Source organism: Mesorhizobium sp. USDA 4132 (assembly GCF_056279545.1).
Map to the genome: position 1 here is coordinate 469929 of NZ_JBWCCP010000001.1, position 26192 is coordinate 496120.

Here is a 26192-nt window from a genome sequence, read left to right on the forward strand (position 1 = left end):
ACATTCGATGAGCTATGAAACCCTGCTGACCGAAACCCGGGGCGCTGTCGCGCTCATCACCCTCAATCGCCCGAAGGCGCTGAACGCTCTGAATTCGACCGTCATGGCCGAATTGACGGAGGCGCTTTGCGCATTCGGCAAGGACGAGGCGATCGGCGCAATTGTGCTCACCGGCTCGGAAAAGGCCTTTGCCGCCGGCGCCGATATCAAGGAAATGCAGGGCATCGATTTCGTCGAAGCGTATGTGAACGACTTCATCTCCGGCTGGGAGGCGGTTGCCGCGACCCGCAAGCCGATGATTGCCGCCGTCTCCGGTTTTGCGCTCGGCGGTGGTTGTGAGCTCGCCATGATGTGTGATTTCATCATCGCCTCGGAAACCGCGAAGTTCGGCCAGCCGGAGATCACGCTCGGCGTCATTCCCGGCATGGGCGGTTCGCAGCGACTGACCCGAGCGGTCGGCAAGGCGAAGGCGATGGACATGGTGATGACCGGCCGGATGATGGACGTGGCGGAAGCGGAGCGGGCAGGGCTCGTGTCGCGCATCGTTTCGCCGGAGCGGTTGATCGACGAGGCAGTCGAGGCGGCCGCAAAGATCGCCTCCTTCCCGCGGGCCGCGGTGCTGATGGCAAAGGAGGCCGTCAACCGTTCCTTCGAAGGCACGCTTGCCGAAGGGCTGCGTTTCGAACGGCGGCTTTTCCATTCCTTGTTTGCGACCGCCGACCAGAAGGAAGGCATGGTGGCCTTCGTGGAAAAGCGCAAGCCGCAGTTCTCCAACCGATAAATCGTGCAACAGCGGATGGTCATCCACCAAAATGCGCGTTGACTGGGGCGGGTATTCCGGTTATATGCCCGCCCACAGTTGGGAAAGCCTGATCATGGCTTCCTCTATTGCTCCCGAATTGCTGGATTGATGGTCGCAAGGACCGGCGCGGCAACGGCGGAGTTTGGTTCGAATTCGTAGAGAGGCATGAAATGGCCAATACAACTTCGGCGAAAAAAGCGACCCGCAAGATCGCTCGCCGTACAGCAGTCAACAAGTCCCGCCGCTCGCGCGTTCGCGGCTTCATCCGTAAAGTCGAGGAAGCCATCGCTTCCGGCGATGTGGCCGTTGCTGCCGAAGCCCTCAAGGCTGCCCAGCCGGAAATCCAGCGCGCCGCCACCAAGGGCGTGCTTCACAGCAATACGGCATCCCGCAAGGTGTCCCGTCTTGCTGCACGTGTGAAGGCCCTTTCGGCCTAATTAATTTCACAAACTGTATCATAATGAAGCCTGGTCGTTCTGACTGGGCTTTTTGTGATTCTCTCAGGCCTCCTTATATTTATCCGGCTCATTAACAATTTCGTGTCATCGGCGTGACAGAAAATAGACTTAAATATCAAATGCTTACTGGAGGTCTATGAGTCTGTAGGTGACTTTGGGGGCCATCAAATGCCCTCGGATCGAGTCAAGAACATTTTTATTTTTTCTGTGAACAATCGTTCAGAATGTATGTCCTTTTTGAATCCCATTGATTCAACAGCGATTCTCCATGAATGCCTCTGTGACATTCAAATCACGCTCGCGGAGTCAACGCCCGGCTCTTAATTTTGCGTAAAATTCATCATTGATCTTGGCATTTGATCCTGCCTAAATGCCCTTCAGCAAGGGGCGCGGGGATTACTTCAGAGGCTGCCGATAACCGTCAAAGTGAAGGACGGGAAGCAGACTTTTGCCCTTTGCAACGGGGATAAATTCTCCCGTTTTCCTGATAACCATCGGTTGTGGTCCGGAAATTGGCATTTCCGGAAGCGGTCGGTCTTTGTCAATGCGAATCCGGGTCCTGTATCCGGACCAAGGAGGTGGAAGAGTTCGGACGGCTCATGATGAGGATGAGAGCGTTCGTATATGTGGGGTGGCTCCTGCAAGCGCAGACCGTTCACGAGGCGGGCTGGGCGGGACTTTTGATCGGCTGCGAGGACGAGAGAGAGTTTTGAAAAAAAGGGGACGGGCGGCGACGGTTCTCAATGATTGGGAATGGTTTTGCTATGCCTTGAAACGATGTTTGTTCTGGCGGCGTTAACGAGAACCGCCAGGCTACTAGATTTGGAAGGCGGCGAATTATGCATATGAATACTATATCGGCCCGTGCAGGTAATGGGGACCACGCACGGCAAGGATTTGATTCAAGTTGCTCCCAGGCGGCAGGGGAAACGACGGAGATGAAGCATAATGCTCTTTTTGAGCGGTTTAGCACGCGTTTGAAGGCACAGGTCGGCCAGGATGTTTATGCGAGCTGGTTCGGACGCCTGAAGCTGCATTCCGTTTCGAAGAGCGTTGTTCGGCTCACGGTTCCGACCACTTTTCTGAAATCCTGGATCAACAATCGCTACCTCGATCAGATCACCACCATATTCCAGGCGGAAGACGCGGAGATCCTGAAGGTGGAAATCTTGGTGCGCAGCGCAAGCCGCAACACCAAGGTACTTGTGGCAGGTGAAGAGCGCACTCTTGCGCCGGAGCCCGTCGTCGCGACCTCCTTCCCGCGCTCTCAGGCTCCCCGCGAGATCGGCAAGATTGCCGCTTTCCCGTCGCCGTCGGCTTCTCCTGCCCGCTCGGGCCACGTTCCGGGCCCGCTGTTCGGCTCACCGCTCGATAGCCGCTTTACCTTTGATACGTTCGTGGAAGGTCCGTCGAACCGGGTAGCGCTTGCTGCCGCCAAGACGATCGCCGAAGCTGGCGCCAGCGCGGTCCGTTTCAATCCGCTGTTCATTCATTCCGGCGTCGGCCTTGGCAAGACGCATCTTCTGCAGGCGATCGCCAATGCGGCGGTCGGCAGCGAGCGCATGCCGCGGGTCGTCTACCTGACGGCGGAATATTTCATGTGGCGCTTTGCGACCGCGATCCGCGACAATGATGCACTGACGCTGAAGGACTCGCTGCGCAATATCGATCTGCTGATCATCGACGACATGCAGTTCCTGCAGGGCAAGATGATCCAGAACGAGTTCTGCCATCTCCTGAACATGCTGCTCGACAGCGCCAAGCAGGTGGTGGTTGCCGCCGACCGTGCGCCCTGGGAGCTGGAATCGCTCGATCCGCGCGTTCGTTCACGTCTGCAGGGCGGTGTGGCGATCGAAGTCGAAGCGCCGGATTACGAGATGCGTCTCGAAATGATCAAGGGCCGCCTGGCGACTGCCCGCCAGGACGATCCGTCGCTGGATATCCCGGCGGAAATCCTCAGCCACGTGGCGAGAAATGTCACCGCCAGCGGTCGCGAACTGGAAGGCGCGTTCAATCAGCTCCTGTTCCGCCGTTCCTTCGAGCCCTCCCTTTCGATCGAGCGTGTCGATGAACTGCTCGCCCATTTGGTGGGTGCCGGCGAGGCCAAGCGCGTCCGCATCGAGGACATCCAGCGCATCGTCGCCCGCCATTATAATGTGTCGCGCCAGGAACTGGTCTCGAACCGCCGCACCCGCGTCATCGTCAAGCCGCGCCAGATCGCCATGTATCTGTCGAAGACGCTGACGCCGCGCTCCTTCCCGGAGATCGGGCGTCGTTTCGGCGGCAGGGACCACACGACCGTCCTGCATGCCGTCCGCAAGATCGAGGAGCTGATTTCGGGTGACACGAAGCTCAGCCACGAGGTAGAACTGCTGAAACGGCTGATCAACGAGAACAACGCTTAAAATCCATGTTTCTGCTTTCTGTTGCAATGATCTGGGCCGTGGCGTGCATAACGCCAGGGCCCAACACGCTTCTGGTCATGCGTTATGCGCTGACCGCGCCGCGTCGCGTGCCGATTCTCGCGGCAATGGGGACCATTACGGGCACGTTCTGCTGGGGTCTCGCCGGGTGGCTGGGGATCAATGTCCTCTTTCAGGCGGCACCTTTCGCCTATGTGGCGTTGAAGATCGTCGGCGGACTTTATCTTGTCTGGCTCGGATTGAAGATATTCCTGGATGCGCGAAAGTCGCGCCAGTCGGCTGATATAGCGGCGGCGCGTATCGACGTGCCGCTCAAGACCGCCTATCGCATGGGTCTGGTGACCAATCTTGCCAACCCGAAATCGGCGCTGTTCGTTGCCAGCCTTTTTGCCGCGACCATGCCGGTTGGAACGCCCTTCCTCTATGGCTTGGCGGCGATCGCGGTCATGGTCACCGTTTCGACCATCTATTATTCCTTCCTCGTCGCGCTGATCACCCACCGAACAGTGGCCGCAGCCTATCTGAAGGCGAAGAAGAAGATCGATCTGGGCGTCGGCATGGTTTTTGTCGGCTTTGGCACCAAGCTGCTGATGTCGCAGCGCTGAGGATCACGAATGGCCATGGAAAAGGATTCGACGGCGAGCTTCTACGGCGAAAACGCGGTGGCTTATGCGGAAAACTCCGTCCCGAGCACACGCCGCCTCAATAGCTTCCTGTCGAAACTTGTGCCTGGCGCTGCCATCCTCGAACTCGGCTGCGGCAGCGGGCGGGATAGCGAAGTCATGATCGCGCGGGGTTTCGACGTCACGCCCACGGATGGCACGCCGGAGATGGCGCAGGAAGCTTCCAAACATCTGGGCAGGCCGGTCGATGTACTGCGTTTCGGGGATATCGACGCGGTCTCGGCTTTCGATGGCGTCTGGGCCAATGCCTGCCTGCTGCATGCACCACGGGCTGAACTCGGCGGCATCCTCGGCCGCATCCACGAGGCCTTGCGCCCAGGCGGCGTCTTCTACGCGAGTTTCAAGGCTGGCAAAGCCGAGGGACATGACGGCCTCGGGCGTTATTATAATTACCCGTCCAAGGCCTGGCTAAGGGCGGCTTATGAGGCTTTCGCCTGGACCTCTATCGATATCGATGAGGTACAGGGCAGCGGCTACGACAAGAAGCCCACCGATTGGCTGCATGTTCTGGCGGTAAAAGCTTAAGCGCGGGTTTTCAGCAGGCGAGATCGGCCACGACAGCGTCAAGGATCAGCATTCCGGACGGTGTACAGCGCAGCCGCGAGTTGCCGATCCGCTCGATGAAGCCATATTCCAGCAACCTTTCCTCGCGGATCGGGTCGGGGTCCCGGCCGGAAAGCTGCTGCCAGCGGGCGAGATCGACGCCTTCCCGCAGGCGCAGGCCCATCAGCAGCAATTCGTCGGCCTGTTCTTCGAAGCCGAGGATTTCTTCGTCCAGCATCCCGTGGCCGACGCGTTCCACCTGTTCCAGCCAGGTTTCCGGACGACGTTCGGTGGAGGTCGCGATCTTGTTTCTGCCACGCATCAGCCGACCGTGGGCGCCGGGTCCGATGCCTGCATAGTCGCCGTAGCGCCAATAGGTTAGGTTATGGCGGCTTTCGGCACCGGGGCGGGCGTGGTTGGAAACCTCGTAGGCCGGCATGCCGAACCCCTCGGTAATCTGCTGGGTCGCTTCGTAGAGGGCTGCCGACTGGTCGTCATCCGGCACGATCAGCTTGCCGGCCTTGTGCAGGCCATAGAAGGGCGTGCCTTCCTCGATGGTGAGCTGGTAGAGCGACAAATGGTCGACCGCGTAGGAAACCGCTTCCTTCAGCTCCGCTTCCCAGGCCTCGACCGTCTGTTTCGGCCGGGCATAGATGAGATCGAAGGACATGCGCGGAAAGATCTCCCGCGCCAGTTTGATGGCCTTCAGCGCATCGGCAACGTCATGCAGCCGACCGAGGAATTTGAGGTCCGGATCGTTGAGTGCCTGGACGCCGAGCGAGACGCGGTTGACGCCAGCGGCCCGATAGCCGCGGAAGCGTGTCGCCTCGACGCTCGAAGGGTTGGCCTCCATGGTGATCTCGATGCCGTCGGGCACATGCCAATTCCTGGCAATGCCGTCGAGGATCGCCGAGACCGTGGCGGGGTCCATCAGAGACGGCGTGCCGCCGCCGAGGAAAATACTGGTGACGGTTTTCGGCCCGCTCATCCGCCGCATCACTTCCATCTCCTTCAGGAAGGCGGCGGTGAAACGCGGCTGGTCCACGGGCTGATGGCGTACGTGGCTGTTGAAGTCGCAATAGGGGCACTTGGCCGCACAGAATGGCCAATGCACATAGACGCCAAAACCCGGCTCGCCGGTATCGGGCAGAAGGGTGTCGCGCAGAAGAGGAGCGGCCGAGTTCAAAATGCCTCAAGCCTCCAGGCAGGTTTCGACGAAACGCTTGAAGGCGCGGGCGCGATGCGAAAGCGCTTCCGGTTCGCCAGGTTTCCAGCCGTGTTTCTGATCACTACTCATTTCACCGAAGGTAATATCATAGCCTTCCGGTTGGAAGACCGGGTCATAACCAAAACCCTGGGTGCCGCGCGGCGGCCACACTACGGTGCCTTCCACTTCGCCCCGGAACATTTCCGTGTGTCCGTCAGGCCATGCGAGACAGAGAACGCTGACAAAGCGGCAACCGCGCTGTTCCGGCTTGGTCGCGCCGCGTTCCCCGAGCGCCTTCTCGACCTTTTCCATCGCCATCTGAAAATCGCGGCTGCCATCCTCACGCTCCGCCCAGTTGGCGGTATAGACACCCGGCGCGCCATCGAGCGCGTCGATGACGATACCGGAATCGTCAGACAGTGACGGCAGGCCGGAGGCCCTGGCGGAGGCGAGTGCCTTGATCGCGGCATTTTCCTCGAATGTCGTGCCCGTCTCGTCCGGCTCGTCGAATTGCAATTCGGCGGCGGATTTGGCCGAGAAACCGAAGGGGCCGATCAGTTCGGCGATTTCGCGGATCTTTCCGGCATTGTGGCTGGCGACCACGATCGTCTTGGTATCGAGCTTGCGCATGATAATTCCTATTCGATATTCCAGAGCCTGGGCTCTGCGCATTCCAGGCTGTTGCCGGCCGGATCGCGGAAATAGATTGAGCGGGCACCGTTCGGCCAGCGGAAATCGCTTTCGATGGCAATCCCTGCCTTGTTGAGCTTTTCCTTGATCAAGTCAATCGCGTCGCCCGTCATGCGAAAGCAGACATGTCCCGGTCCCGTCGCGCCATGTGGCGGTACGGGCAGCGCATCGGCGGGCGGTGGCTTGATCGTCTCAGCCGGATTGAAGATCAGCAGGATCCCCGGCCCACAACGGAAGAACACATGTCTGGTGCCGGCGCGCAGCACCTTCTCAAGGCCGAGAATGCCGCCGTAGAACGCCTCGGCGGCATCGAGATCATCGGCGTAGAGCGCGGTTTCGAGAATGCCTTCAATCAAACCGCACCTCTTTCAGGTTCAGGCAATCGCCTGCTTCTGCATCGCCACCAGTTCCTGGGTGCCGTCCTGAGCGAGCGCCAGCAGCTTCAGGAACTCTTCCTGGCTGAAGGGCTTGCCTTCCGCCGTACCCTGCACCTCGACGATGCCGCCGGAACCGGTCATGACGAAATTGGCGTCCGTCTCGGCAGCCGAATCCTCGATATAGTCGAGGTCGATTACCGGCTGGCCGGCAAAGATGCCGCAGGAGATCGCCGCGACATGGTCCTTCAGCACCTTGTCGACCTTGGTCATCGAGCGGGCTTCCATCCACTTCAGGCAGTCGTAGAGCGCAATCCAGCCACCGGTGATCGAGGCGGTGCGCGTGCCGCCATCCGCCTGGATGACGTCGCAGTCGATGGTGATCTGCTTTTCGCCGAGTGCTTCGAGATCGATGACGGCGCGCAAGGACCGACCGATCAGGCGCTGGATTTCCTGGGTGCGGCCGCCCTGCTTTCCGCTAGCGGCTTCGCGCTTCATGCGGTCGCCGGTGGCGCGCGGCAGCATTCCGTATTCGGCCGTCACCCAGCCCTTGCCGCTGTTGCGCAGCCACGGCGGCGTCTTTTCTTCAAGACTCGCGGTGCACAGCACATGCGTGTCGCCGAACTTCACGAGGCAGGAACCTTCCGCGTGCTTGGAGAAATTGCGCTCGAACGAGACCTTGCGCATCTGGTTCAACTGTCTGCCTGAAGGCCGCATGCTTCACTCCCTGGATTTCTGTTTCCGCCTTCTACGGCCCCGGCCGAGCTTTTGCAAAGAAAAAGCCCTGATGAGTGTGCAAGCGAATGATCGTGACTGGCGCAATTTTCCCTTTGGAGAAGGCGCGTCGAATGACTATATTTTGTCGAATGATCAACGGAACGGTGAAGGTCTAGATGGGATTTTCGGCATCGACGGGTAGGGACAGCGGCTCTGTGCTCGATGACCGTTCGCGCGAAATTTTCCGCCGCATCGTGGAAAGCTACCTGGAAAACGGTGAGCCACTCGGTTCCCGCAATCTTTCACGGCTGCTGCCCATCTCCTTGTCGCCGGCTTCGGTGCGCAATGTGATGAGCGATCTCGAGGAGCTCGGCCTCATCTATTCCCCGCATATCAGCGCCGGGCGCCTGCCGACCCAGTCGGGGCTCCGGTTTTTCGTTGACGCCTTCATGCAGGTCGGGGACCTGTCGGCCGAGGAACGTGCCAATATCGACCGGCAGATCCGCCCGGCCGACCGAGATCAGCCGATGGAAAGCCTGATGGCGGAGGCAAGCCGTATGCTCTCAGGCGTCTCGCGCGGCGCCGGCATTGTCATCACCACCAAGAGCGATCCGGTTCTCAAGCATGTCGAGTTCATCCGCCTGGAGCCGACCAAGGCGCTCGCCGTGCTGGTCGGCGATCACAACCAGGTCGAAAACCGCATCATCGAATTGCCCGCCGGCGTGACCTCGTCGCAGCTGACCGAGGCGGCGAATTTCCTCAATGCCCACCTGAGCGGCCAGACCCTGCCGGAACTGCGTGGCCAGTTGAAGACCCTCAAGGACCAGGTCCAGGGCGAGCTTTATGCGCTCTCGCAGGAACTGGTCGAGCGCGGTCTGGCGGTCTGGTCCGGCGACAGCGAGGAAGGAAAGCCGACCCAACTGATCGTCCGCGGCCGGGCCAATCTGCTCGAAGGCCTGGCGGATGTTGCCGATCTCGATCGTTTGCGGCTGCTTTTCGATGATCTCGAAAAGAAGGACAGTCTGATCGAGATTCTTGATCTCGCCGAAAAGGGGCCGGGCGTCCGGATCTTCATAGGCTCGGAGAACAAGCTGTTTTCGCTTTCCGGCTCGTCGCTCATCGTGGCGCCTTATCGCGACGGCGAGGACCGCATCGTCGGTGCCGTCGGTGTCATCGGGCCGACGCGGCTCAATTATTCCCGCATCGTGCCAATGGTGGATTACACCGCGCAGCTGCTTGCCAGGCTGTCGCGCTGAATTTTGCGGCCGGACCGGCCCAAGTTTCCCAGCAAGCCTTGATTTTTCCACCTTAAACCTCGATATCGGGCACAAATCCAAGCCCGTAAATCGAAGTCAAGAATAACCGGAGACCGTCATGACCGACGAAACCAACAAGAACGGACCTGACGCAACTGCCGCGGAGAACGCCGCGGAAGCCGTAGCATCTGCTCTTGAGGACGCGGCCAACCAGAAGAATGCCGAGGCGCCTGCCGCCGAACCTGATCCGCTGGAATTGCTGAAGGCCGAAAACAACGAGTTGCGCGACCGTTTCCTACGGCTTGCCGCTGAGATGGATAACCTGCGCCGCCGCACCGAACGCGAAATCAAGGACGCTAAGTCCTATGCGGCGGCCGGCTTTGCACGCGACATGCTCGCCGTTTCGGACAACCTGCGCCGGGCGCTGGACGCCGTGCCGACCGAAATGCGCGCCACGGCAGATGCCTCGCTGACCACGCTCCTGGAGGGCGTCGAGATGACTGAACGCTCGATGCTGTCCGCTCTGGAGCGCCACGGCGTGAAGAAGATCGATCCTGAAGGCCAGAAGTTCGACCCGAACTTCCACCAGGCTATGTTCGAAATCCCGAACCCTGCTGTCCCGAACAATACCGTCGTCCAGGTCGTCCAGGCCGGTTTCACGATCGGTGAACGCGTGCTGCGGCCCGCTATGGTCGGTGTCGCAAAAGGTGGACCGAAGGCGGAAGCCTCTGCAGAAGCCGCTGGTGAGAAAAGCGCCTGAAGTCTTTGAGGAGCAGGCGATAAGCCTGCTTCTCATTTCAGCCCGGACACCCCCGTTGGTGTTTGCTCGTCGGACTGGCGATTGTTCCTGATCCGTTGAGTTTCCACGCATAATCCCCGCGGAATGTGGCTCAAAAACAAAACCGCCCGGCGCTTTGACAGCGGCCGGGCGGTTCGTCTCGTCCCCACGAATGTGTTATGCGGTCAGGCGGCGTGGTTGGCCTGCTCCTCGTTGAGGAATGCATAGATCGCCGAAGCGGAATCGGTTTTGCGCAGCTTGGCGACAAGGTCCTGGTCGCGCAACACGCGGGCAATACGCGACAGGGCCTTCAGGTGGTCGGCGCCGGCGCCTTCGGGTGCCAGCAGCAGGAACACCAGATCGACCGGCTCGTCGTCGAGCGCTTCGAAATCGACCGGCGCTTCAAGACGCGCGAAAATGCCCTTGATCGACGAGATGCTGTTGAGCTTGCCGTGCGGGATGGCGATGCCGTGGCCGACGCCGGTGGAACCGAGCCTTTCGCGCTGCAGGATGATGTCGAAGATTTCTCGTTCGCTCACGCCCGTCAACTTGGAAGCCTTAGCCGCCAGCTCCTGCAATAGCTGCTTTTTGGAGTTTACCTTTAGGGCAGGAATAATCGCATCTTGCTGCAGCAAATCTGCCAATGCCATTCTCTTCATCCTTCGTGCCGCAAGAGCTTGTGCCCTAGGCGAAGGGGAGCGCCGTCTCCGACGCTCTCCCCAAGTTGTTAGTTCTTGATATTGGTGGAATCGATCCAGCCAATATTGCCGTCATTGCGGCGGTACACAATGTTCAGATGTTCCTTGCCGGGGCTACGGAACAGAAGAACAGGCTCGTCTGTCATATCAAGTGCCATGACGGCACTTGCGACCGTCATCGTCTTCAACTGCTTCGAACTTTCCGCGACGATGGTCGGCGCGAAATCCTCGGGCACTTCCTCCCCTTCATCCGGTACGCTGTCCATAACAGTGTAGGCAACTTCCGCATAACCATTCACATGGTTGCCGGCATGATGATCCTTGAGCCGCCGCTTGTAGCGGCGCAGACGTTTTTCGATCCGCTGTGCTGCGGCATCGAAACTGATCTGCGGATCATTCGCCTCGCCGGCCGCATGCAGGACGATCCCGGTGTCGAGATGCACCTTGCAGTCGGCAGAAAAGCGCGAACCAGCCTTTTCCACGATGACTTGGCCTGAGTAGCCTCCGTCGAAGTATTTTGTAACCGCTTCTCCGATTTGGTCCTCGATCCTTTGACGGAACGAATCGCCAATTTCCATATGCTTACCGGATACACGCACACTCATGGAGTTCTTCCTTCTTGTCGTGACTTGCGTGTTCCAGTCTACGCCAAGCCGTCCCCGCATCCAAGCCGTTCACATGCGACTGGGCCAAATTGCTGCAATCGATGCATGTCTGGATAATGGGATACGTTTCGTGCCATGCCCCGTGCAGTTGCGGCGGGCTTCTAGCGCCCGATGTTTTAAATGTCAACGGCAGCGGACCTCAGGATTTCTACGTAGACCTGTGGAAACCCGGGTGTTTCGCCGGTATCTCAGAACGCCGCGACCCCCGCGATCGCACGCTTTTCGCGGCGGCGCTGGACGGACGAAGGAATGTTCATCGCCTCGCGGTATTTCGCGACGGTCCGGCGCGCGAGCTCGACCCCGCCGCGTTTCAGGCTGGCGACGATATCGTCGTCGGAGAGCACCGTCTCAGGCGTCTCCTGGGCGATCAACAGGCGAATCCGATGGCGCACCGCCTCCGCCGAATGGCTGTCGCCGCCCTCTTCGGCCGAGCCGATCGACACCGTGAAGAAATACTTGAGTTCGAACAGCCCCCGCGGCGTCAGCATGTATTTGTTGGAGGTGACGCGGCTGACTGTCGATTCATGCATCTTGATCGCTTCGGCGACGGTCTTGAGGTTGAGCGGGCGCAGGTGATCGACGCCGTGGATCAGGAAGGCATCCTGTTGCCGGACGATTTCGGCGGCCACCTTCATGATCGTCTTGGCCCGCTGGTCGAGGCTGCGCGTCAGCCAATTGGCATTCTGCATGCATTCGGAAAGGAAGTTGTGGTCGTCCCCGTTTTTCGGGCAGTGCTTGGACACCGTCTGGAAATAGCTGTGGTTTACCAGGACGCGCGGCAGGGTGTCCGGATTGAGCTCGACCATCCAGCTGCCGTCGGGCGCCGCGCGCACAACGATATCCGGCGAAATCGTCTCAGACATGCCGCGCTCGAAGCCGGCGCCGGGCTTCGGGTTGAGACAGCGGATTTCTGCCAGCATGTCGATGAGGTCTTCGTCGTCGACGCCGCAGATCTTTCGAAGCGAGGCGAAGTCGCGTTTGCCCAGCAGATCCAGATGTCTGATCAGCGCATCCATGGCCGGGTCGAGCCGGTCTTTTTCCCGAAGCTGGATTGCCAGACATTCGCTGAGCGATCGCGCGAAGACGCCCGGCGGATCGAGCGTCTGCAGCGAGCGGAGGATGGCTTCTACATTCTCGGCGCTTTTGCCGAGGCGGGCGGCGATCTCCTCGATATCGCCGAGCATATAACCGGCCTCGTCCAGCTGATCGACGAGATGCCGGGCAATCAGGCGGTCGGCCGCATCGACGATCAGGAAGGGGATCTGCTGGTTCAGGTGATCGCGTAGCGTCACCTGGCCGGCGACGAAATCATCCAGGTCGTAGTCTTCGCCGGCATCGCCGCCCGGCATCGATTTCCATTGGCTGAGCAGTTCCGGGGCGTCGGCGCGCCGCGCCGGGCCATCGTCGGGGAAGACGTTTTCGAAGCCGGTGTCGAGCCCTTCGCCGAGCCTCTCGGCGCTGATGGAAGAGGACCCCTCGTACCAGCCGCTGTCGACTTCGGCCACTGCCGAACTCTCGCGGCCTTCGGTCAGGTCAAAGTCGTCGGCGGTTTCGAAGCCTGTTTCCGCGTCGTTTTCGCTCTCGTTTGACGTAATTTCGAGCAGCGGGTTCTTTTCGACTTCCTGGGCGATGAACTGGTTGAGTTCGAAATGCGTCATCTGCAGCAGCTGGATGGATTGCATCAGCTGCGGCGTCATCACCAGCGATTGGGTTTGGCGTAGGAAAAGATTAGCGGATAAACCCATGGCGGACGCGAAACTCCCGTGCAATCCCCTTGAACCACCCGGTCATGGATGGCGGACGCTCGTTTTCGGCCAAGCCCCCACAAGGCCAAATTTGCATCTGGCACAAGAATTGCTTTTTTGACAGATTTGGTCAAGCGCTGCAGTGCGGGAAAGTAAATTTCTTTGGCGCGCTGCAGCGACCGGAGCAGCGTCTAGAGGCTGAACTTGTCGCCGAGGTAGAGGCGGCGGACGTCCGGGTTGTTGACAATGTCGTCCGCCCGGCCGTGGGTCAGCACTTCGCCCGCATGGATGATGTAGGCCCGGTCGATCAGGCCCAAAGTCTCGCGGACGTTGTGGTCCGTTATCAGAACGCCAATCCCGCGTGCCGTCAAGTGGCGCACGAGGTTCTGGATGTCGGAAACCGAAATGGGGTCGACGCCCGCAAAAGGTTCGTCGAGCAGCATGAAAGCGGGGTCGGTCGCCAGCGCTCGGGCAATTTCAAGGCGCCGGCGCTCACCGCCGGAAAGCGCAACGGCCGCCGTTTTCCGAAGCTGGCTGATATGGAACTCTTCCAGCAGTTCGTCGAGCTTGCGTTCCCGCTTGTCCTTGTCGGGCTCGTGGACTTCCAGCACCGCCCGGATGTTTTCCTCGACGGTCAGGCCGCGGAAGATCGATGCTTCCTGCGGCAGATAACCTACGCCCAACCGGGCGCGGCGATACATCGGCATGCGGGTGACTTCGTTGCCGTTGATCGCAATCATGCCTTCGTCCACCGGCACCAGGCCGGTGATCATGTAGAAGCAGGTCGTTTTGCCCGCGCCGTTCGGCCCGAGCAGTCCGACGGCCTCGCCACGGCGCACGACTAGCGACACGCCGTTGACGACGCGACGCGTATCGTAGGTCTTCGAAAGCCCATGCGCGACAAGCGTGCCCTCGTAGCGCGCTTTATCGCGTACGACGAAGGGTTCGGGCGCGGACGGCTTCCTTGCCGACAGACTGGTGATGAACGGTATTTTCACGTCAAATGTCTATTATTGCTTCGGTCGCGATTTCGGATCGAGCAGGATCTCGACACGCCCGCCACAGGCGTCAAGCTTGGCCTGGCCGGTTTCCATCAGGACGGTGAGTTTGCAGCCCTTGAAGACGTTGGGACCTTCAGACAGCACGACCTGTTTGCCGGAAAGCACGAAGGTTTGGGATTTCATGTCGAACTCGCCCTTTTCGGCGGTGGCCTGCTGGGTGCCCGAGGTCAGGAATACCGTCTCGTCGAGGAATATCTTGTCGATATTGGCGTTGCCCGAGGTCACCGAGCCACCTTCACCCGTATAAAGAACCGTCATCTTGCCCGCCTTCATCGTGGTCGTGCCCTGCACGACCTGGACGTTGCCGGTAAAATAGGCCTTCTTTTCCTGCTCCTTGATCTCGAGTTGGTCACTCTGGATCTGGATCGGTTGGTCGCCGGAAAGCTTCAGGCCTTCCATCTGGCTGGTGGTCGTCTGGGCATGTGCGGTCGCTGCTAGACAGGAAATAAATCCTGCCGCGATCAGAACTGCGGCATTGCGTTTAAGAAGGCGGCGATTGATCATGACGGCCGGGCTCTACTTGCCTTGGTTGCGGATGGTGGCTGGATCGAGATGGACGCGAACCTGGCCTTTGAAGGTGATGGTATGTCCCTTATCCGTTATCTTTAAAGACTCTGCAACGATAGAGCCTTCTTTCATGGCGATATCGACGTGCTCGGGTGAATTCATCACACCAGCATTGATATCGAGATGGGCGGACTTGAATCGGGCGGTGATCCCGTTGCTCAGATTGACATCGAACGGAGAGTTCAGATCGAGCATGTCCGTGCCGCGGTCGAAGTCGGCGCCGGTCGCGATGACCCGCGCGATAACGTCGTCGTTGACCGGTACGGCGGCCTTGACGTCCTCGAGCGTGATCATGTTCGAATTCTTGATATCCTGCAGCGCACGGCTGGCGGTCATCGAGTAGCTGATGCCGTCCTTGTTGCGGCCAGAAATCGCCGGTCGTTCCATGACGATCTTGCCGTTTTCGATCCGCGCGTTTTCAATCGAAAGGTTTTCCGGCAGGTAGGCGCGGACGATTGAGATAGCGATGAAGGCGGCAGAAATCACGCCGGCCAGGATCGGCAGCAGTATCTTGAGTTTACGCACGAGCGAGGAATGCGCCAGCGCCGCCTGGTAGGCATCCGCGCGCGGCTCCAGCGCCGCAGTAAAGCCTGCCGTTTTTCGAATATGCTGCAGCATGAGTGCCGGGTTGTTCCTTCTAGCTCGTTTCCACGCCCCATCTCGGCAATGCCGATGGAACCGGTAGGAGCTTTGCTTTGTCCGCCAATATGGTTTTTATTCAATCAACAAACAATAATGGGCAACATAAAAACGTGATGTGAGCCGCTGCAAAACGCGCTAGAGAGCCTATTTAGCAACGACGGTTCGTCTCGAAGGGTGATTTTATGGATCAAATGGCAATCGCGGACCGGCGCTCCCTGCGCCGTAAGCTGAGTTTCTGGCGGGTCGTTGCCCTTGTTTTCCTGGTCGGCATCGGTTTTGCGCTCTATCGTGCCGTTGCCGGCGAGAGTGGCGGATCTGCCTTGCCCCATGTCGCCCGCATCGAAATCTCCGGTTTGATCACCGATGACAAGGAATTGCTGGAGCGGCTCGCCAAGATTGCCGAAAGCAGCCAGGCCAAGGCGTTGATCGTCTCGATTTCCTCGCCGGGCGGGACGACCTATGGCGGCGAGCGCATCTTCAAGGCGATCCGCAAGGTTTCCGAAAAGAAGCCGGTCGTTTCCGATATCCGCACGCTGGCCGCGTCTGCCGGCTATATGATTGCCACCGCCGGCGACCAGATCGTCGCGGGCGAAAGCTCGATCACCGGCTCGATCGGCGTGATCTTCCAATACCCGCAGGTCGACGAGGTGATGAAGAAGATTGGCGTCTCGCTGGAAGAGATCAAGTCGGCGCCGCTGAAGGCCGAGCCGTCGCCCTTCCATCCCGCGAGCGAGGAAGCCAAGACGATGATCCGCAGCATGGTGATGGACAGCTATGCCTGGTTCGTCGATCTCGTTGCCGATCGCCGCAAGATGCCGCGCGACGAGGTGCTGAAGCTCGCGGATGGCACGATCTTCACCGGTCGCCAGGCACTCAACGTCAAGCTGGTCGACAAGCTTGGCGGCGAGGAGGACATCCGCGACTATCTGGAATCACGGGGCATCTCGAAGGACCTGCCGATCGTGGACTGGAAGGAGCGCAAATCTTCCTCGTCCTTCTGGCTCGCGAGTGCCATCAGCGAGGTGTTGAACCTCTCCGGTCTCGGCCAGGCAATCACTCCCGACGTCCTTCGCGTCTTCGGCGCCGACAAGTTGTTTCTTGACGGTCTTGTCTCCGTTTGGCAGGTTGGGCGCGGTTAAAAATCTAAACTTTTCAGGGGGCAACCGTGATCAAGTCAGAACTGGTGCAGATCGTTGCGGCTCGCAATCCGCATCTCTACCACCGCGACGTCGAGAACATCGTCAATGCCGTGCTCGACGAGATCACAGATGCCCTGGCAGGCGGAAATCGTGTCGAACTGCGAGGCTTCGGCGCGTTTTCGGTGAAGAATCGTCCCTCACGGTCCGGTCGCAACCCGCGCACCGGCGAGAGCGTGTTTGTCGAGGAGAAATGGGTTCCGTTCTTCAAGACAGGCAAGGAATTGCGCGAGCGCCTGAATCCGGGTCTCGACGACGAAGAGGATTGATCCTTCGCGCGCGGCTTTCGCCGCCCTTGAAACCCCACAAAGCGCGCCTATTCTGCAACAGATGCTGGTAAAACAGCAGACAGTCTGCTGGAGATTCAGATGGATAAGTTCAAAAGGATCGTCTCGCTCGTGGTCTTCGTGCCGCTCGGCATCGTGCTGATCGTGCTCGCAGTCGCGAATCGCCAGATGGTCACCCTGGCGCTCAACCCCTTCCGGCCTGAAGACGGCATGTTGGCGGTCAGCGCACCCTTCTTTCTGTTTCTGTTCCTGGCCTTGTTGATCGGGATGTTCATCGGCTCGTTCGTGACCTGGTGGAGCCAGGGCAAACATCGCAAACAGGCTCGCGTCGAAGCACGCGAAGCGGTCCGATGGCAGAACGAGCACAAGGCTGCCGTCGCTGGACGGCCGGCCTCGGCGCAACTTCCTTCGAAATGAATTCGGGTAAAGTAAATTAGGCTTGCGCGGCTTTGGCTACCACGGCCTTGTTGAAATCCGCGAAAAACTGACCGGCGAGCTTCTGCGAGGTCGAATCGATCAGTCGCGAGCCGAGCTGCGCGATCTTGCCACCCACCTGGGCCTTGGTGGAGTAACGAAGCAGCGTGTCGCTGCCGTCGTCGACCAGCGTGACAGTGGCGGAACCCTTGGCGAAACCTGCGATGCCGCCCTTGCCTTCGCCTGAGATCGTGTAGCTCTCAGGCGGGTTGATGTCGGAGAGGGTCACCTCGCCGGAAAAGCTCGCCGAGACCGGACCGACCTTCAGCTTGACGGTTGCCGAAAGCTCGGTTGGAGACTTCTGTTCGAGCGTCTGGCAACCGGGGATGCACTGGCGGAGGATTTCCGGATCGTTCAACGCCGCCCAGACCACTTCGCGGGGTGCTGCAATACGTTCTTCGCCGCCCATATCCATGTGATGATCCTCCGTCCACCGTTGCTAGACTTATTGCAAGGGCGATGATCTTTGCCAAGGGGGACAAAAGGCGGACATGCCGGGCCTCAATAAAACACGCCGCCATAGGCTCCCCGGCTTTGAAGAATGGCCGGCAAATGCTATCTGCTGCCCAAGTCTCAAAAATCCAAGCGGATGAACGTATTGAAGAACAAGGAAAGGCGGCCGGGTGAAAAAACCCGGAGCGAGGCCGGCAACAGGTCCTCCCGCGGGTACGCCGCCGCAAAACCCGCGTCGGCCGCAGCACCGGCGGAAACCCGCCCGCTTTTGCCGCGCAGCGGCGAGCGGCCGCCCGAGCGCGTGCCGATCATTCTCGAATCGTCCGGTGCCGGTGATTTTCACCTGGTCGACAGCGGCAACGGGCTGAAACTCGAGCAATACGGTCCTTACCGCATCGTCCGGCCGGAAGCCCAGGCGCTCTGGCAGCCGTCACTTCCCGCCCACGTCTGGGAAAAGGCGGATGCACTCTTCACCGGCGATACGGATGAGGACGGCATGGGTCGCTGGCGCTTCACCAAGGAAGCCCTTGGCGAAACCTGGCCGTTGTCGCTGCTCGGCACCGATTTCCTCGGCCGCTTCACGTCCTTCCGCCATGTCGGCGTCTTCCCGGAGCAGATCGTCCACTGGGAGTGGATGAAGAACCGCATCGAGGAGGCAAAACGCCCGGTGAAGGTACTGAACCTGTTCGGTTATACGGGCGTCGCCTCGCTGGTCGCGGCAGCCGCCGGCGCCGAAGTCACCCATGTGGACGCCTCCAAGAAGGCGATCGGCTGGGCGCGCGAGAACCAGTCGCTCGCCCGCCTCGACAAGGCGCCGATCCGCTGGATCTGCGAGGACGCCATGAAGTTCATCCTGCGCGAGGAGCGTCGCGGCAACCGCTACGATATCATCCTCACCGATCCGCCGAAATTCGGCCGGGGCCCGAATGGTGAAGTCTGGCAGCTTTTCGATCATCTGCCGCTGATGCTCGACATCTGCCGCGAACTGCTGTCACCGAAGGCAATCGGCCTGGTGCTGACCGCTTATTCCATCCGCGCCAGCTTCTACTCCATCCATGAACTGATGCGCGAGACGATGCGCGGCGCCGGCGGCGTCGTGGAATCGGGCGAGCTCGTCATCCGTGAGGCGGGGCTGGACGGCAAGACGCCGGGCCGCGCGCTTTCCACATCTCTTTTCAGTCGCTGGGTGCCGGCATGACCGACGATTTTCAGAAATCCGGACCACGACGGGTCGGTCAGGTGAAGGAAGTCACTTCGCTTTCCAATCCGATCATCAAGGACATCAAGGCGCTCACCAACAAGAGAGACCGCGAAGAGAGCGGCACCTTCATGGCCGAGGGCCTGAAGCTCGTCATCGACGCATTGGAGCTCGGCTGGGAAATCCGCACGCTGGTCTATGCCAAGGCGGCCAAGGGCAAGGCGCTTGTCGAGCAGGTGGCGGCCAAGACAGTCGCCCATGGCGGGCTGGTGCTGGAGGTCAGTGAGAAAGTGCTCTCGTCGGTCACCCGCCGCGACAATCCGCAGATGGTCGTCGGCATTTTCGAGCAGCGCTGGAAAAGGCTCGATGATCTGAGGCCGGGCAGGAACGAGACGCTGGTGGCGCTCGACCGCGTGCGCGACCCAGGCAATCTCGGCACCATCATCCGCACTGCCGATGCCGCAGGCGCCACCGGAGTGATCCTGATCGGCGAATGCACCGACCCGTTTTCGCTGGAAACCGTGCGCGCCACCATGGGCTCGGTCTTCGCGGTGCCGGTTGTCAAATGTTCGGCGGAAGAATTCCTGATCTGGCAGAAGCGCTCCGGCACCCAGGTCGTGGCGACCCATCATCTTGCCGGCGCCGTCGATTATCGCACCGTGGATTATTCGAAAAAGCCGGTCGTGCTGCTGATGGGCAACGAGCAGTCCGGCCTGCCGGACAATCTTGCCAGGGCCGCCGATCGCACCGTTCGCATTCCTCAGCAGGGCAGGGCGGACTCGCTCAACCTCGCCGTCGCGTCCGCCGTGATGCTCTTCGAGGCCCGCCGCCACCTGCTGACCCTGGACGAGAAGAAATGACCCCACGCGTAGCCCTTCTTTCGCGGCCTCTGGTGGCACTGATCGTCATCATCATAGCAGTCGCCATCGATCAGGTGGTGAAGATCGCCGTCGAGAATTATCTTCCGATGCAGGAAGCGGTGCCACTGCTGCCGCTTTTAGCGCTCTACCGTACCTATAATCTCGGCGTCGCCTTTTCCCTTCTGTCCGGCATGGAGCGGGAATTCATCGTCGGCATGCGGGTGCTGATCGTCGCCTTCGTGCTCTGGCTCTGGCGCCGCACCCCGAAGGAGCGGCCTTTCGCCCATGCCGGGTTCACGCTGATCATCGCTGGCGCGATCGGCAACCTGATCGATGGTTTCGCCTATGGTCACGTGATCGACTACATCCTGTTCCACACCGAGACTTGGTCCTTCGCGGTCTTCAACCTGGCGGACAGTTTCATCACCATCGGGGCAGGCCTGGTGATCCTCGACGAGCTGGTCGGGCCGAAAAAGGTCGATCAGTAAAATTTTACCTGATTGCTCTAAGGATTGGGAAAGAAACCTCGTTAGTCTTTCCCAATGCGAGATATTGCCGACATACATGAACGTATCTCCAAGGCGTTCGGGTCTTCCCCGGCGGCCGACATGGCCGAACCCGTGGTCGAAAAGGTCGTGCCCGCATTTGGCGTGCAGCGGGGTGAGGGAAAGCCTGCATCACGCAGCGTATTTGCCTCGCTCTTTTCCCGGATCTCCGAGTGGCGCCGCCAGCGCACGGTTCCCCGGCTCCAGCACGCCTTGAAGAATGCCGAGGCGGCCAGCGCTGCGAAATCCCGGCAGATCGCCACCGTCGTCCATGAAATCCGCACGCCGCTCAACGGCATTCTCGGCATGACCCATCTTCTCGGCCAGACCAAGCTGACGGCGGAACAGCAGAACTATCTGAGCGGCATTCGCCAGTCCGGTTATGCCCTGGCGCAGCTCGTCGAGGATCTCCTCGACTACTCGACGCTGGAAGCCGGCCGTTTCCGGCTCAACAACCGGGCGGAAAATCTTCGCCACCTCATCGAAAACGTCGTCGAGATGCTGGCGTCGCGCGCCCACGAGAAACGCATCGAGATCGCCGCGACGGTGGCCGCTGATCTGCCCGACCTCCTCGATTTCGATCCGGGACGTATCCGGCAAGTGCTTTTCAACGTCATCGGCAATGCCGTGAAATTCACCGCCCATGGCGGCGTACTGGTGCAGGCTGCGGTCGATGACGGCAATGTCGCTATCGCCGTCATCGATACCGGTCCCGGCATGGCGCCGGAGGAGCTGAACCAAGTTTTCGGTGAGTTCGAGCAGGCAGGCTCCGCGGAGGCCCGCAGCGGCGGCACCGGCCTCGGTCTAGGCATTGCCTCCCGCATCCTGGCGGAGTTCGGCGGATCGCTTTCCGTCGCCAGCCAGAAGGGGGCCGGCAGCACGTTCACCATCCGCTTCCCCTTGCATTTCGCAGAAACGGCGCAATCGGGCACAGGCGAACGCAACCAGTTGCTCGCGATGTCCCGCGTTCTGCTTCTGGCGCCGGAAGGGCCAGCCGCCAAGGCGACGGTCGCGACGATCGAAACGCTTGGCGGCCGCTGCCGGCACGTCGCCAACACGGCCGACGCGCAGATGCTGATCGACCGCGCCGAGACAGGGCCGCTGGCCTATACCGACCTGATCGTCGATCACCGGCTTGCCTCCGATTATGCCAATGAAAAGGCGCATGCGCCGCTTCATCGCATCCTGCTCGTCAACCCGGAGGAACGCGCTTCCCAGCCTCAAGATTTCTTCGACGCCTGGCTCATCCGGCCGCTCCGGGAAAAATCCCTGATCGATGTCTTGAGCGGCCGCCTGCGTGGCTTCGGCACACGCGACGCGCTCAATGATAACCAGGCCATGCCGGCGCCGCCCGTCATCGAAAAGCATGGCGAAGGGCTCGACGTGCTGCTCGGCGAGGACGATCCCGTCAATGCGCTGATCATCCGCTCGGTTCTGACAAAGGCCGGACATCGCGTCCGTCTCGTCGGTGATTTCCCCACCCTGATCGAGGCGGTACTCAACCGGGACACGCCGCTCGATCTCATCATTTCCGACATGTACATGCCTGGAGGGGATGTTTTCAACCTCCTGGCGGCACTGCGTGGCGAGGAGCAGAACGGCGTCCGGTCTCTGGTTCCGGTGATCGTGCTGACGGGCGAGAGCCGTGAGGCGACACATCGCGAGGCGCTTCTGAACGGGGCCAGCCGTGTCTTCGCAAAGCCGGTCGATCCGCTGACGCTACTGGAGGAGGTTCGAATTTTGGGAGTTCTCTCCACCGAGCGCCAACAGGCGCGTTGACGCGACCATTCCTGGAACCTATTATGACAATGGATGTCACGTTCTTGTCGCAGAGAAGTGATTTAAGGCGGTGATCAAACCGGGACGGGGAGAATCACCTTGGCAATCGAACTCCTGAACCGTGAAGTGATACCTGAAACAAACCAGGCGCCGGCCTCTGCTCCGGTAAGCGGCGATGTCTTCGGCCGCATTGGCACGCTCGAAACTCGGCTTGCCCGCAGCGAGCGTGAAATCGATGCCGCGCAGGCGGTTCGCTATCGCGTCTTCGTTGAAGAAATGCACGCGACACTCAGCCCCGACGCCATGCGCCGCCGCCGCGACGTCGATGCCTTCGATGCGATCTGCGACCACCTTCTGGTCGTCGACAATGCAATCGAGGGTGACATCGAAGATCAGATCGTCGGCACTTACCGCCTGCTGCGCCAGGAAGTGGCGTTAGCCAATAACGGCTTCTATTCGGCATCGGAATTCGACATCGAGCCGCTGCTTGCGCGTCATCCCGACAAACAGTTCATGGAGCTCGGCCGCTCCTGCGTACTGCCCGACTACCGTACCAAGCGCACCGTCGAACTGCTCTGGCAGGGCAATTGGGCCTATTCGCTGAAGCACGGCATGAACGCGATGTTCGGCTGCGCGTCCTTCCCGGGCGTTTCGCCCGAAGAACACGCCATGGCGCTGTCTTTCCTACACCATACGGTCTCGACCAAGGGCGATTGGGCGGTTTCGGCACGGCCGGAACTCTATCGCCCGATGGACCTGATGCCGATGGAGGACGTGAATACCCGCAAGGCGCTTTCCTTGCTGCCGCCGCTGATCAAGGGATATCTGCGCCTCGGCGCCATGGTAGGCGACGGTGCGGTTATCGACCACGCTTTCAACACCACCGACGTTTTGATCGTCCTGCCGATCGCCTCGATCTCCGACCGCTACATCAGCCACTTCGGCGCCGATGCGGGACGGTTCGCGAGCTAACGGACAAGCCTTATGGGACCGTCGTATTGGGCGATGGTTTCATCCGAAGTCAGCAGCAGCATGCCTTCGGAAATACTCTGCGCGATGAGAATCCGGTCGAACGGGTCCTTATGGATCGGAGGTAGGCTCTCGACAGCAAGAACATGCTCGGTGCTCACGTGTAATTCCTGAAATCCATTGTCGAGCAAAGCGCGATGTAAAACGCGCGGGCTGATATTGAAACCACTACGATTGAGCGCTCGTTTGATAATCAGCTCCCAGAGGCTGGCGGCACTGAAGAAAAGCTCATTTTCCTCATCTTCAATGATGGCGCGCATTTCGTCGGTGAGCTTTGGCGCATCGTCGGCGAACCAAGCGAGGATATGAGAATCCGGGAGAACTCTCATTCTCCGTAAAACATCTCTTCAATTTCCTTGGCGAACATTGTGTCGAAATCGTCGGGAACGGATGCATAGCCTTTTAGAAAGCCAGCCCGTCTTTTCTTCTTCGGCGCTTCCTCCAGCGGCACGACCCTCACCATCGGTTTGCCGGCCTTGGCGATGACGAAAGCTTCGCCGTTTGCTGCCTCTTCGACGAGGCGCGACAGATGGGTTTTGGCTTCATGAATGTTGATAGTTTTCACAAGCAAACCGCCGGGTGGACTTAGTTCAATAAACTTAGTCCACTCGGAGGTTGATTGCAAGAAAACCACCTACGTCCCGGCGTTGTAAGCCGCGATTGCTGCCATATTGACGATATCGCTGTCCTTGGCACCCATGGAGGTGATCTGTACCGATTTGTCGAGGCCGACGAGCAGCGGACCGATCACTGTCGAAGCGCCGAGTTCCTGCAGCATGCGGGTCGAGATCGAGGCCGAATGGATCGCCGGCATGACGAGCACGTTGGCTGTTCCCGAGAGCCGGCTGAACGGGTATTGCTCCATCCGGTGCGGGTTGAGCGCCACGTCCGCGGCCATCTCGCCGTCATATTCGAAATCCACGCGACGCTGGTCGAGGATCTTGACCGCCTCGCGAACCCGCTCCGAACGCTCGCCGATCGGCTGTCCGAAGGTGGAATAAGCAAGCATCGCGACACGAGGCTCGTAGCCCATGCGCTTTGCGACGCGCGCGGCTTCGACGGCGATATCGGCGAGATCCTCCGCATTCGGCATATCGTGGACGGCGGTATCGGCGACGAAGATCGTCCGGCCGCGTGAGATCACCAGCGATACCCCGATCACCTTGTGCCCCGGCTTCGGATCGATGCAGCGGCGGACGTCCTGAAGCGCCGTCGCATAATTGCGGGTCGTGCCGGTCACCATCGCATCCGCATCGCCGATGGCGACCATGGTCGCGGCGAAGTGGTTGCGATCGTTGTGGATCAGGCGCTGGACGTCGCGATAGAGGAAGCCTTCGCGCTGCAGGCGCGCGTAGAGATGATCGATATAGGCATCGAGCCGATTGGAAAGACGCGCGTTGACGATTTCAACGCCGGTGCGGTCGAGGTCGATGCCCGCCTTTTCCGCCGTCGTGCGGATGACGTCGTCGCGGCCGAGAAGGATGGCAGTGCCGAGCTTCTGGGTGGTGAAGGAAATCGCCGCGCGCATGACCTGCTCTTCTTCGGCCTCGGCGAAGACAACCCGTTTCGGAAAGCGGCGAACGCGTTCGTAGATGCCCTGCGTCGTCGCGGCAATCGGATCGCGACGGGCGGAAAGTTCCCGGCCATAGGCGGCCAGGTCGGCGATGTTCTTGCGGGCGACGCCGCTTTCCATCGCAGCTTCCGCGACGGCAACCGGGATCGCCGAGATGAGGCGCGGGTCGAACGGAACGGGGATGATGTATTGTGCACCGAAGCGGGGGCGGTTGCCCTGGTAAGCGGCGGCGACATCATCCGGCACGTCTTCGCGGGCGAGATTGGCGAGCGCATTGACGGCAGCGATCTTCATCGCATCGTTGATCTGGCTTGCCCGGACGTCGAGCGCGCCGCGAAAGATATAGGGGAAACCGAGGACGTTGTTGACCTGGTTCGGATAGTCCGAACGTCCGGTCGCCATGATTGCGTCGTCGCGAATGCGGGTGACCTCTTCCGGGGTAATTTCCGGATCGGGATTGGCCATCGCGAAGATGATCGGCCTGTCCGCCATCGAACGGATCATCTCTTCGGTAAAGGCGCCCTTTTGGGAAAGACCGAGCACGACGTCCGCGTCCTTCATGGCCTCGGCGAGGGTCCGCTTGGCGGTGTTCACCGCATGGGCGGACTTCCACTGGTTCATGCCTTCGGTACGGCCCTGATAGATGACACCCTTGGTGTCGCAGAGAATGACATTTTCCGAATTGAAGCCCATCGCCTTGATGAGTTCGACGCAGGCGATCGCCGCGGCGCCGGCGCCGTTGCAGACGAGCTTGGTGGTCTTGAGGTCCCGGCCGGTCAGTTCCAGCGCATTGATCAGGCCAGCGGCGGCGATGATCGCCGTGCCGTGCTGGTCGTCATGGAAAACCGGGATGTCCATCAGCTCGCGCAGGCGGCTTTCGATGATGAAGCACTCCGGCGCCTTGATGTCCTCGAGGTTGATGCCGCCAAAGGAAGGGCCGAGGAAGCGCACGCAGTTGATGAATTCATCGACGTTTTCGGTGTCGACCTCAAGGTCGATCGCGTCGACGTCGGCGAAGCGCTTGAACAGCACGGCCTTGCCTTCCATCACCGGTTTCGAGGCGAGCGCCCCAAGATTGCCGAGACCGAGGATCGCCGTGCCGTTGGAGATGACGGCGACCATGTTGCCGCGTGTCGTGTAGTCATAGGCGGTTGCCGGGTTTGCGGCGATGGCCAAGACCGGCACGGCAACGCCCGGCGAATAGGCCAGCGACAGGTCGCGCTGGGTCGCCATCGGCTTGGTGGGATTGATTTCGAGTTTACCGGGGCGGCCTTCCGAATGGAAATCGAGTGCTTCCTGTTCGGTTACGGAAGCGCGCGAACGTGCGGCCTTCTCCGTGGCCTTGTCCTTAGCAGGCATGTCTCCTCCAGCTTTTTGTGGGCAGCCGTCCTCTAGGCCGCGGCAGATGTTGTCTTTCAGGTGTCTTCATCGATAGTGTCGCAAGTTCCAGCGCGCAACAAAAAATCGGTTCCGTGACCCAGTTTGAAAG

The 26192-nt window shown here is 60.2% G+C and carries 29 protein-coding genes; 15 read left to right on the forward strand and 14 right to left on the reverse strand.

What is annotated here, in order from left to right; translation table 11 throughout:
• Positions 1–7 precede the first annotated feature (7 nt).
• From ACZ9IU_RS02395 to ACZ9IU_RS02415, 5 genes are all read left to right on the forward strand, one after another.
• A complete protein-coding gene (locus ACZ9IU_RS02395; protein ID WP_038548591.1) occupies positions 8–781 on the forward strand; it encodes an enoyl-CoA hydratase in 774 nt (257 codons plus the stop codon).
• 191 nt (positions 782–972) lie between these two features.
• Positions 973–1239: a 30S ribosomal protein S20 gene (rpsT, locus tag ACZ9IU_RS02400; RefSeq protein ID WP_038548594.1), complete on the forward strand. Its 267-nt coding sequence runs from the start codon at positions 973–975 to the stop codon at positions 1237–1239.
• An 860-nt stretch (positions 1240–2099) separates the two neighbouring features.
• Entirely contained in the window at positions 2100–3665 is a 1566-nt protein-coding gene (dnaA, locus tag ACZ9IU_RS02405; protein WP_038539080.1) for a chromosomal replication initiator protein DnaA, read from the forward strand.
• A gap of 38 nt (positions 3666–3703) precedes the next feature.
• Entirely contained in the window at positions 3704–4288 is a 585-nt protein-coding gene (locus ACZ9IU_RS02410; RefSeq protein WP_244447463.1) for a LysE family translocator, read from the forward strand.
• A 9-nt stretch (positions 4289–4297) separates the two neighbouring features.
• On the forward strand, positions 4298–4891 hold the full coding sequence (locus tag ACZ9IU_RS02415; protein ID WP_038539087.1) for a class I SAM-dependent methyltransferase: 594 nt from the start codon (positions 4298–4300) through the stop codon (positions 4889–4891).
• Between the two features lie 10 nt (positions 4892–4901).
• Here ACZ9IU_RS02415 and hemW read toward each other — a convergent pair whose 3' ends face one another.
• Genes hemW through rph form a run of 4 tightly spaced genes read right to left on the reverse strand, consistent with a single transcriptional unit; the run spans position 4902 to position 7897 of the window.
• Entirely contained in the window at positions 4902–6095 is a 1194-nt protein-coding gene (gene hemW, locus ACZ9IU_RS02420; RefSeq protein ID WP_162182324.1) for a radical SAM family heme chaperone HemW, read from the reverse strand.
• A gap of 6 nt (positions 6096–6101) precedes the next feature.
• Positions 6102–6746, reverse strand: a complete 645-nt coding sequence (gene rdgB / locus ACZ9IU_RS02425; RefSeq protein WP_038539094.1) for an RdgB/HAM1 family non-canonical purine NTP pyrophosphatase — start codon at positions 6744–6746, stop codon at positions 6102–6104.
• An 8-nt stretch (positions 6747–6754) separates the two neighbouring features.
• Positions 6755–7162, reverse strand: coding sequence for a VOC family protein (locus tag ACZ9IU_RS02430; RefSeq protein ID WP_038539097.1), 408 nt, complete (start codon positions 7160–7162; stop codon positions 6755–6757).
• An 18-nt stretch (positions 7163–7180) separates the two neighbouring features.
• On the reverse strand, positions 7181–7897 hold the full coding sequence (gene rph, locus ACZ9IU_RS02435; RefSeq protein WP_038539100.1) for a ribonuclease PH: 717 nt from the start codon (positions 7895–7897) through the stop codon (positions 7181–7183).
• A gap of 176 nt (positions 7898–8073) precedes the next feature.
• Here rph and hrcA point away from each other — a divergent pair, with 176 nt between their 5' ends.
• Together hrcA and grpE are read left to right on the forward strand one after the other, a co-directional pair.
• Positions 8074–9153, forward strand: coding sequence for a heat-inducible transcriptional repressor HrcA (gene hrcA / locus ACZ9IU_RS02440; protein WP_038539103.1), 1080 nt, complete (start codon positions 8074–8076; stop codon positions 9151–9153).
• A 118-nt stretch (positions 9154–9271) separates the two neighbouring features.
• Positions 9272–9913, forward strand: coding sequence for a nucleotide exchange factor GrpE (gene grpE, locus ACZ9IU_RS02445; RefSeq protein WP_038539107.1), 642 nt, complete (start codon positions 9272–9274; stop codon positions 9911–9913).
• A 203-nt stretch (positions 9914–10116) separates the two neighbouring features.
• Here grpE and ptsN read toward each other — a convergent pair whose 3' ends face one another.
• The 6 genes from ptsN to lptC all read right to left on the reverse strand — a co-directional run bounded on the left by ptsN (position 10117) and on the right by lptC (position 15285).
• The gene (gene ptsN, locus ACZ9IU_RS02450; protein WP_038539110.1) at positions 10117–10581 is read right to left on the reverse strand and encodes a PTS IIA-like nitrogen regulatory protein PtsN; all 465 of its coding nucleotides are present in this window, start codon (positions 10579–10581) and stop codon (positions 10117–10119) included.
• 77 nt (positions 10582–10658) lie between these two features.
• Positions 10659–11234, reverse strand: a complete 576-nt coding sequence (gene hpf, locus ACZ9IU_RS02455; RefSeq protein ID WP_038539113.1) for a ribosome hibernation-promoting factor, HPF/YfiA family — start codon at positions 11232–11234, stop codon at positions 10659–10661.
• A gap of 248 nt (positions 11235–11482) precedes the next feature.
• Positions 11483–13039 carry an RNA polymerase factor sigma-54 gene (gene rpoN / locus ACZ9IU_RS02460; protein ID WP_038539116.1) on the reverse strand — a complete coding sequence of 519 codons (1557 nt, stop codon included), beginning with the start codon at positions 13037–13039 and terminating at the stop codon, positions 11483–11485.
• A gap of 191 nt (positions 13040–13230) precedes the next feature.
• Positions 13231–14013 (reverse strand): LPS export ABC transporter ATP-binding protein, encoded by a 783-nt coding sequence (gene lptB, locus ACZ9IU_RS02465; RefSeq protein WP_065814785.1) that lies wholly within the window; start codon positions 14011–14013, stop codon positions 13231–13233.
• Positions 14014–14049: 36 nt separating this feature from the next.
• Entirely contained in the window at positions 14050–14604 is a 555-nt protein-coding gene (locus ACZ9IU_RS02470; protein ID WP_038539123.1) for an LptA/OstA family protein, read from the reverse strand.
• A gap of 12 nt (positions 14605–14616) precedes the next feature.
• Positions 14617–15285: an LPS export ABC transporter periplasmic protein LptC gene (lptC, locus tag ACZ9IU_RS02475; protein ID WP_038539126.1), complete on the reverse strand. Its 669-nt coding sequence runs from the start codon at positions 15283–15285 to the stop codon at positions 14617–14619.
• Between the two features lie 206 nt (positions 15286–15491).
• On the opposite strand from lptC, the gene sppA reads away from it, so the two are divergent.
• The 3 genes from sppA to ACZ9IU_RS02490 all read left to right on the forward strand — a co-directional run bounded on the left by sppA (position 15492) and on the right by ACZ9IU_RS02490 (position 17209).
• Positions 15492–16448: a signal peptide peptidase SppA gene (sppA, locus tag ACZ9IU_RS02480; protein ID WP_038539128.1), complete on the forward strand. Its 957-nt coding sequence runs from the start codon at positions 15492–15494 to the stop codon at positions 16446–16448.
• A gap of 26 nt (positions 16449–16474) precedes the next feature.
• A complete protein-coding gene (locus ACZ9IU_RS02485) occupies positions 16475–16774 on the forward strand; it encodes an integration host factor subunit beta (protein ID WP_007759833.1) in 300 nt (99 codons plus the stop codon).
• Positions 16775–16873: 99 nt separating this feature from the next.
• Positions 16874–17209, forward strand: coding sequence for a lipopolysaccharide assembly protein LapA domain-containing protein (locus ACZ9IU_RS02490; RefSeq protein WP_038539136.1), 336 nt, complete (start codon positions 16874–16876; stop codon positions 17207–17209).
• Positions 17210–17225: 16 nt separating this feature from the next.
• On the opposite strand, the gene ACZ9IU_RS02495 is transcribed toward ACZ9IU_RS02490, so the two are convergent.
• Positions 17226–17681, reverse strand: coding sequence for an SRPBCC family protein (locus ACZ9IU_RS02495; protein ID WP_038539139.1), 456 nt, complete (start codon positions 17679–17681; stop codon positions 17226–17228).
• Positions 17682–17855: 174 nt separating this feature from the next.
• Here ACZ9IU_RS02495 and ACZ9IU_RS02500 point away from each other — a divergent pair, with 174 nt between their 5' ends.
• The 5 genes from ACZ9IU_RS02500 to olsB all read left to right on the forward strand — a co-directional run bounded on the left by ACZ9IU_RS02500 (position 17856) and on the right by olsB (position 23073).
• Positions 17856–18917 (forward strand): class I SAM-dependent methyltransferase, encoded by a 1062-nt coding sequence (locus ACZ9IU_RS02500; protein ID WP_080719258.1) that lies wholly within the window; start codon positions 17856–17858, stop codon positions 18915–18917.
• Complete coding sequence (locus ACZ9IU_RS02505) at positions 18914–19777, forward strand: TrmH family RNA methyltransferase (protein WP_498956639.1); 864 nt, start codon at positions 18914–18916, stop codon at positions 19775–19777. Before ACZ9IU_RS02500 ends, ACZ9IU_RS02505 begins: the two co-directional genes overlap by 4 nt.
• Positions 19774–20265: a signal peptidase II gene (gene lspA / locus ACZ9IU_RS02510; protein WP_038539145.1), complete on the forward strand. Its 492-nt coding sequence runs from the start codon at positions 19774–19776 to the stop codon at positions 20263–20265. The genes ACZ9IU_RS02505 and lspA overlap by 4 nt, the downstream gene beginning before the upstream one ends.
• A 120-nt stretch (positions 20266–20385) precedes the next feature.
• Positions 20386–22101, forward strand: a complete 1716-nt coding sequence (locus ACZ9IU_RS02515; protein WP_162182325.1) for a hybrid sensor histidine kinase/response regulator — start codon at positions 20386–20388, stop codon at positions 22099–22101.
• Between the two features lie 99 nt (positions 22102–22200).
• Positions 22201–23073: a l-ornithine N(alpha)-acyltransferase gene (gene olsB, locus ACZ9IU_RS02520; protein WP_038539147.1), complete on the forward strand. Its 873-nt coding sequence runs from the start codon at positions 22201–22203 to the stop codon at positions 23071–23073.
• Here olsB and ACZ9IU_RS02525 read toward each other — a convergent pair.
• The 3 genes from ACZ9IU_RS02525 to ACZ9IU_RS02535 form a co-directional block, all read right to left on the reverse strand.
• A complete protein-coding gene (locus ACZ9IU_RS02525; protein ID WP_038539150.1) occupies positions 23070–23459 on the reverse strand; it encodes a type II toxin-antitoxin system VapC family toxin in 390 nt (129 codons plus the stop codon). The genes olsB and ACZ9IU_RS02525 overlap by 4 nt on opposite strands.
• The gene (locus ACZ9IU_RS02530) at positions 23456–23695 is read right to left on the reverse strand and encodes a type II toxin-antitoxin system Phd/YefM family antitoxin (RefSeq protein ID WP_038539154.1); all 240 of its coding nucleotides are present in this window, start codon (positions 23693–23695) and stop codon (positions 23456–23458) included. Before ACZ9IU_RS02530 ends, ACZ9IU_RS02525 begins: the two co-directional genes overlap by 4 nt.
• Positions 23696–23764: 69 nt before the next feature.
• Positions 23765–26062, reverse strand: coding sequence for an NADP-dependent malic enzyme (locus ACZ9IU_RS02535; protein ID WP_038539157.1), 2298 nt, complete (start codon positions 26060–26062; stop codon positions 23765–23767).
• Positions 26063–26192 lie beyond the last annotated feature (130 nt).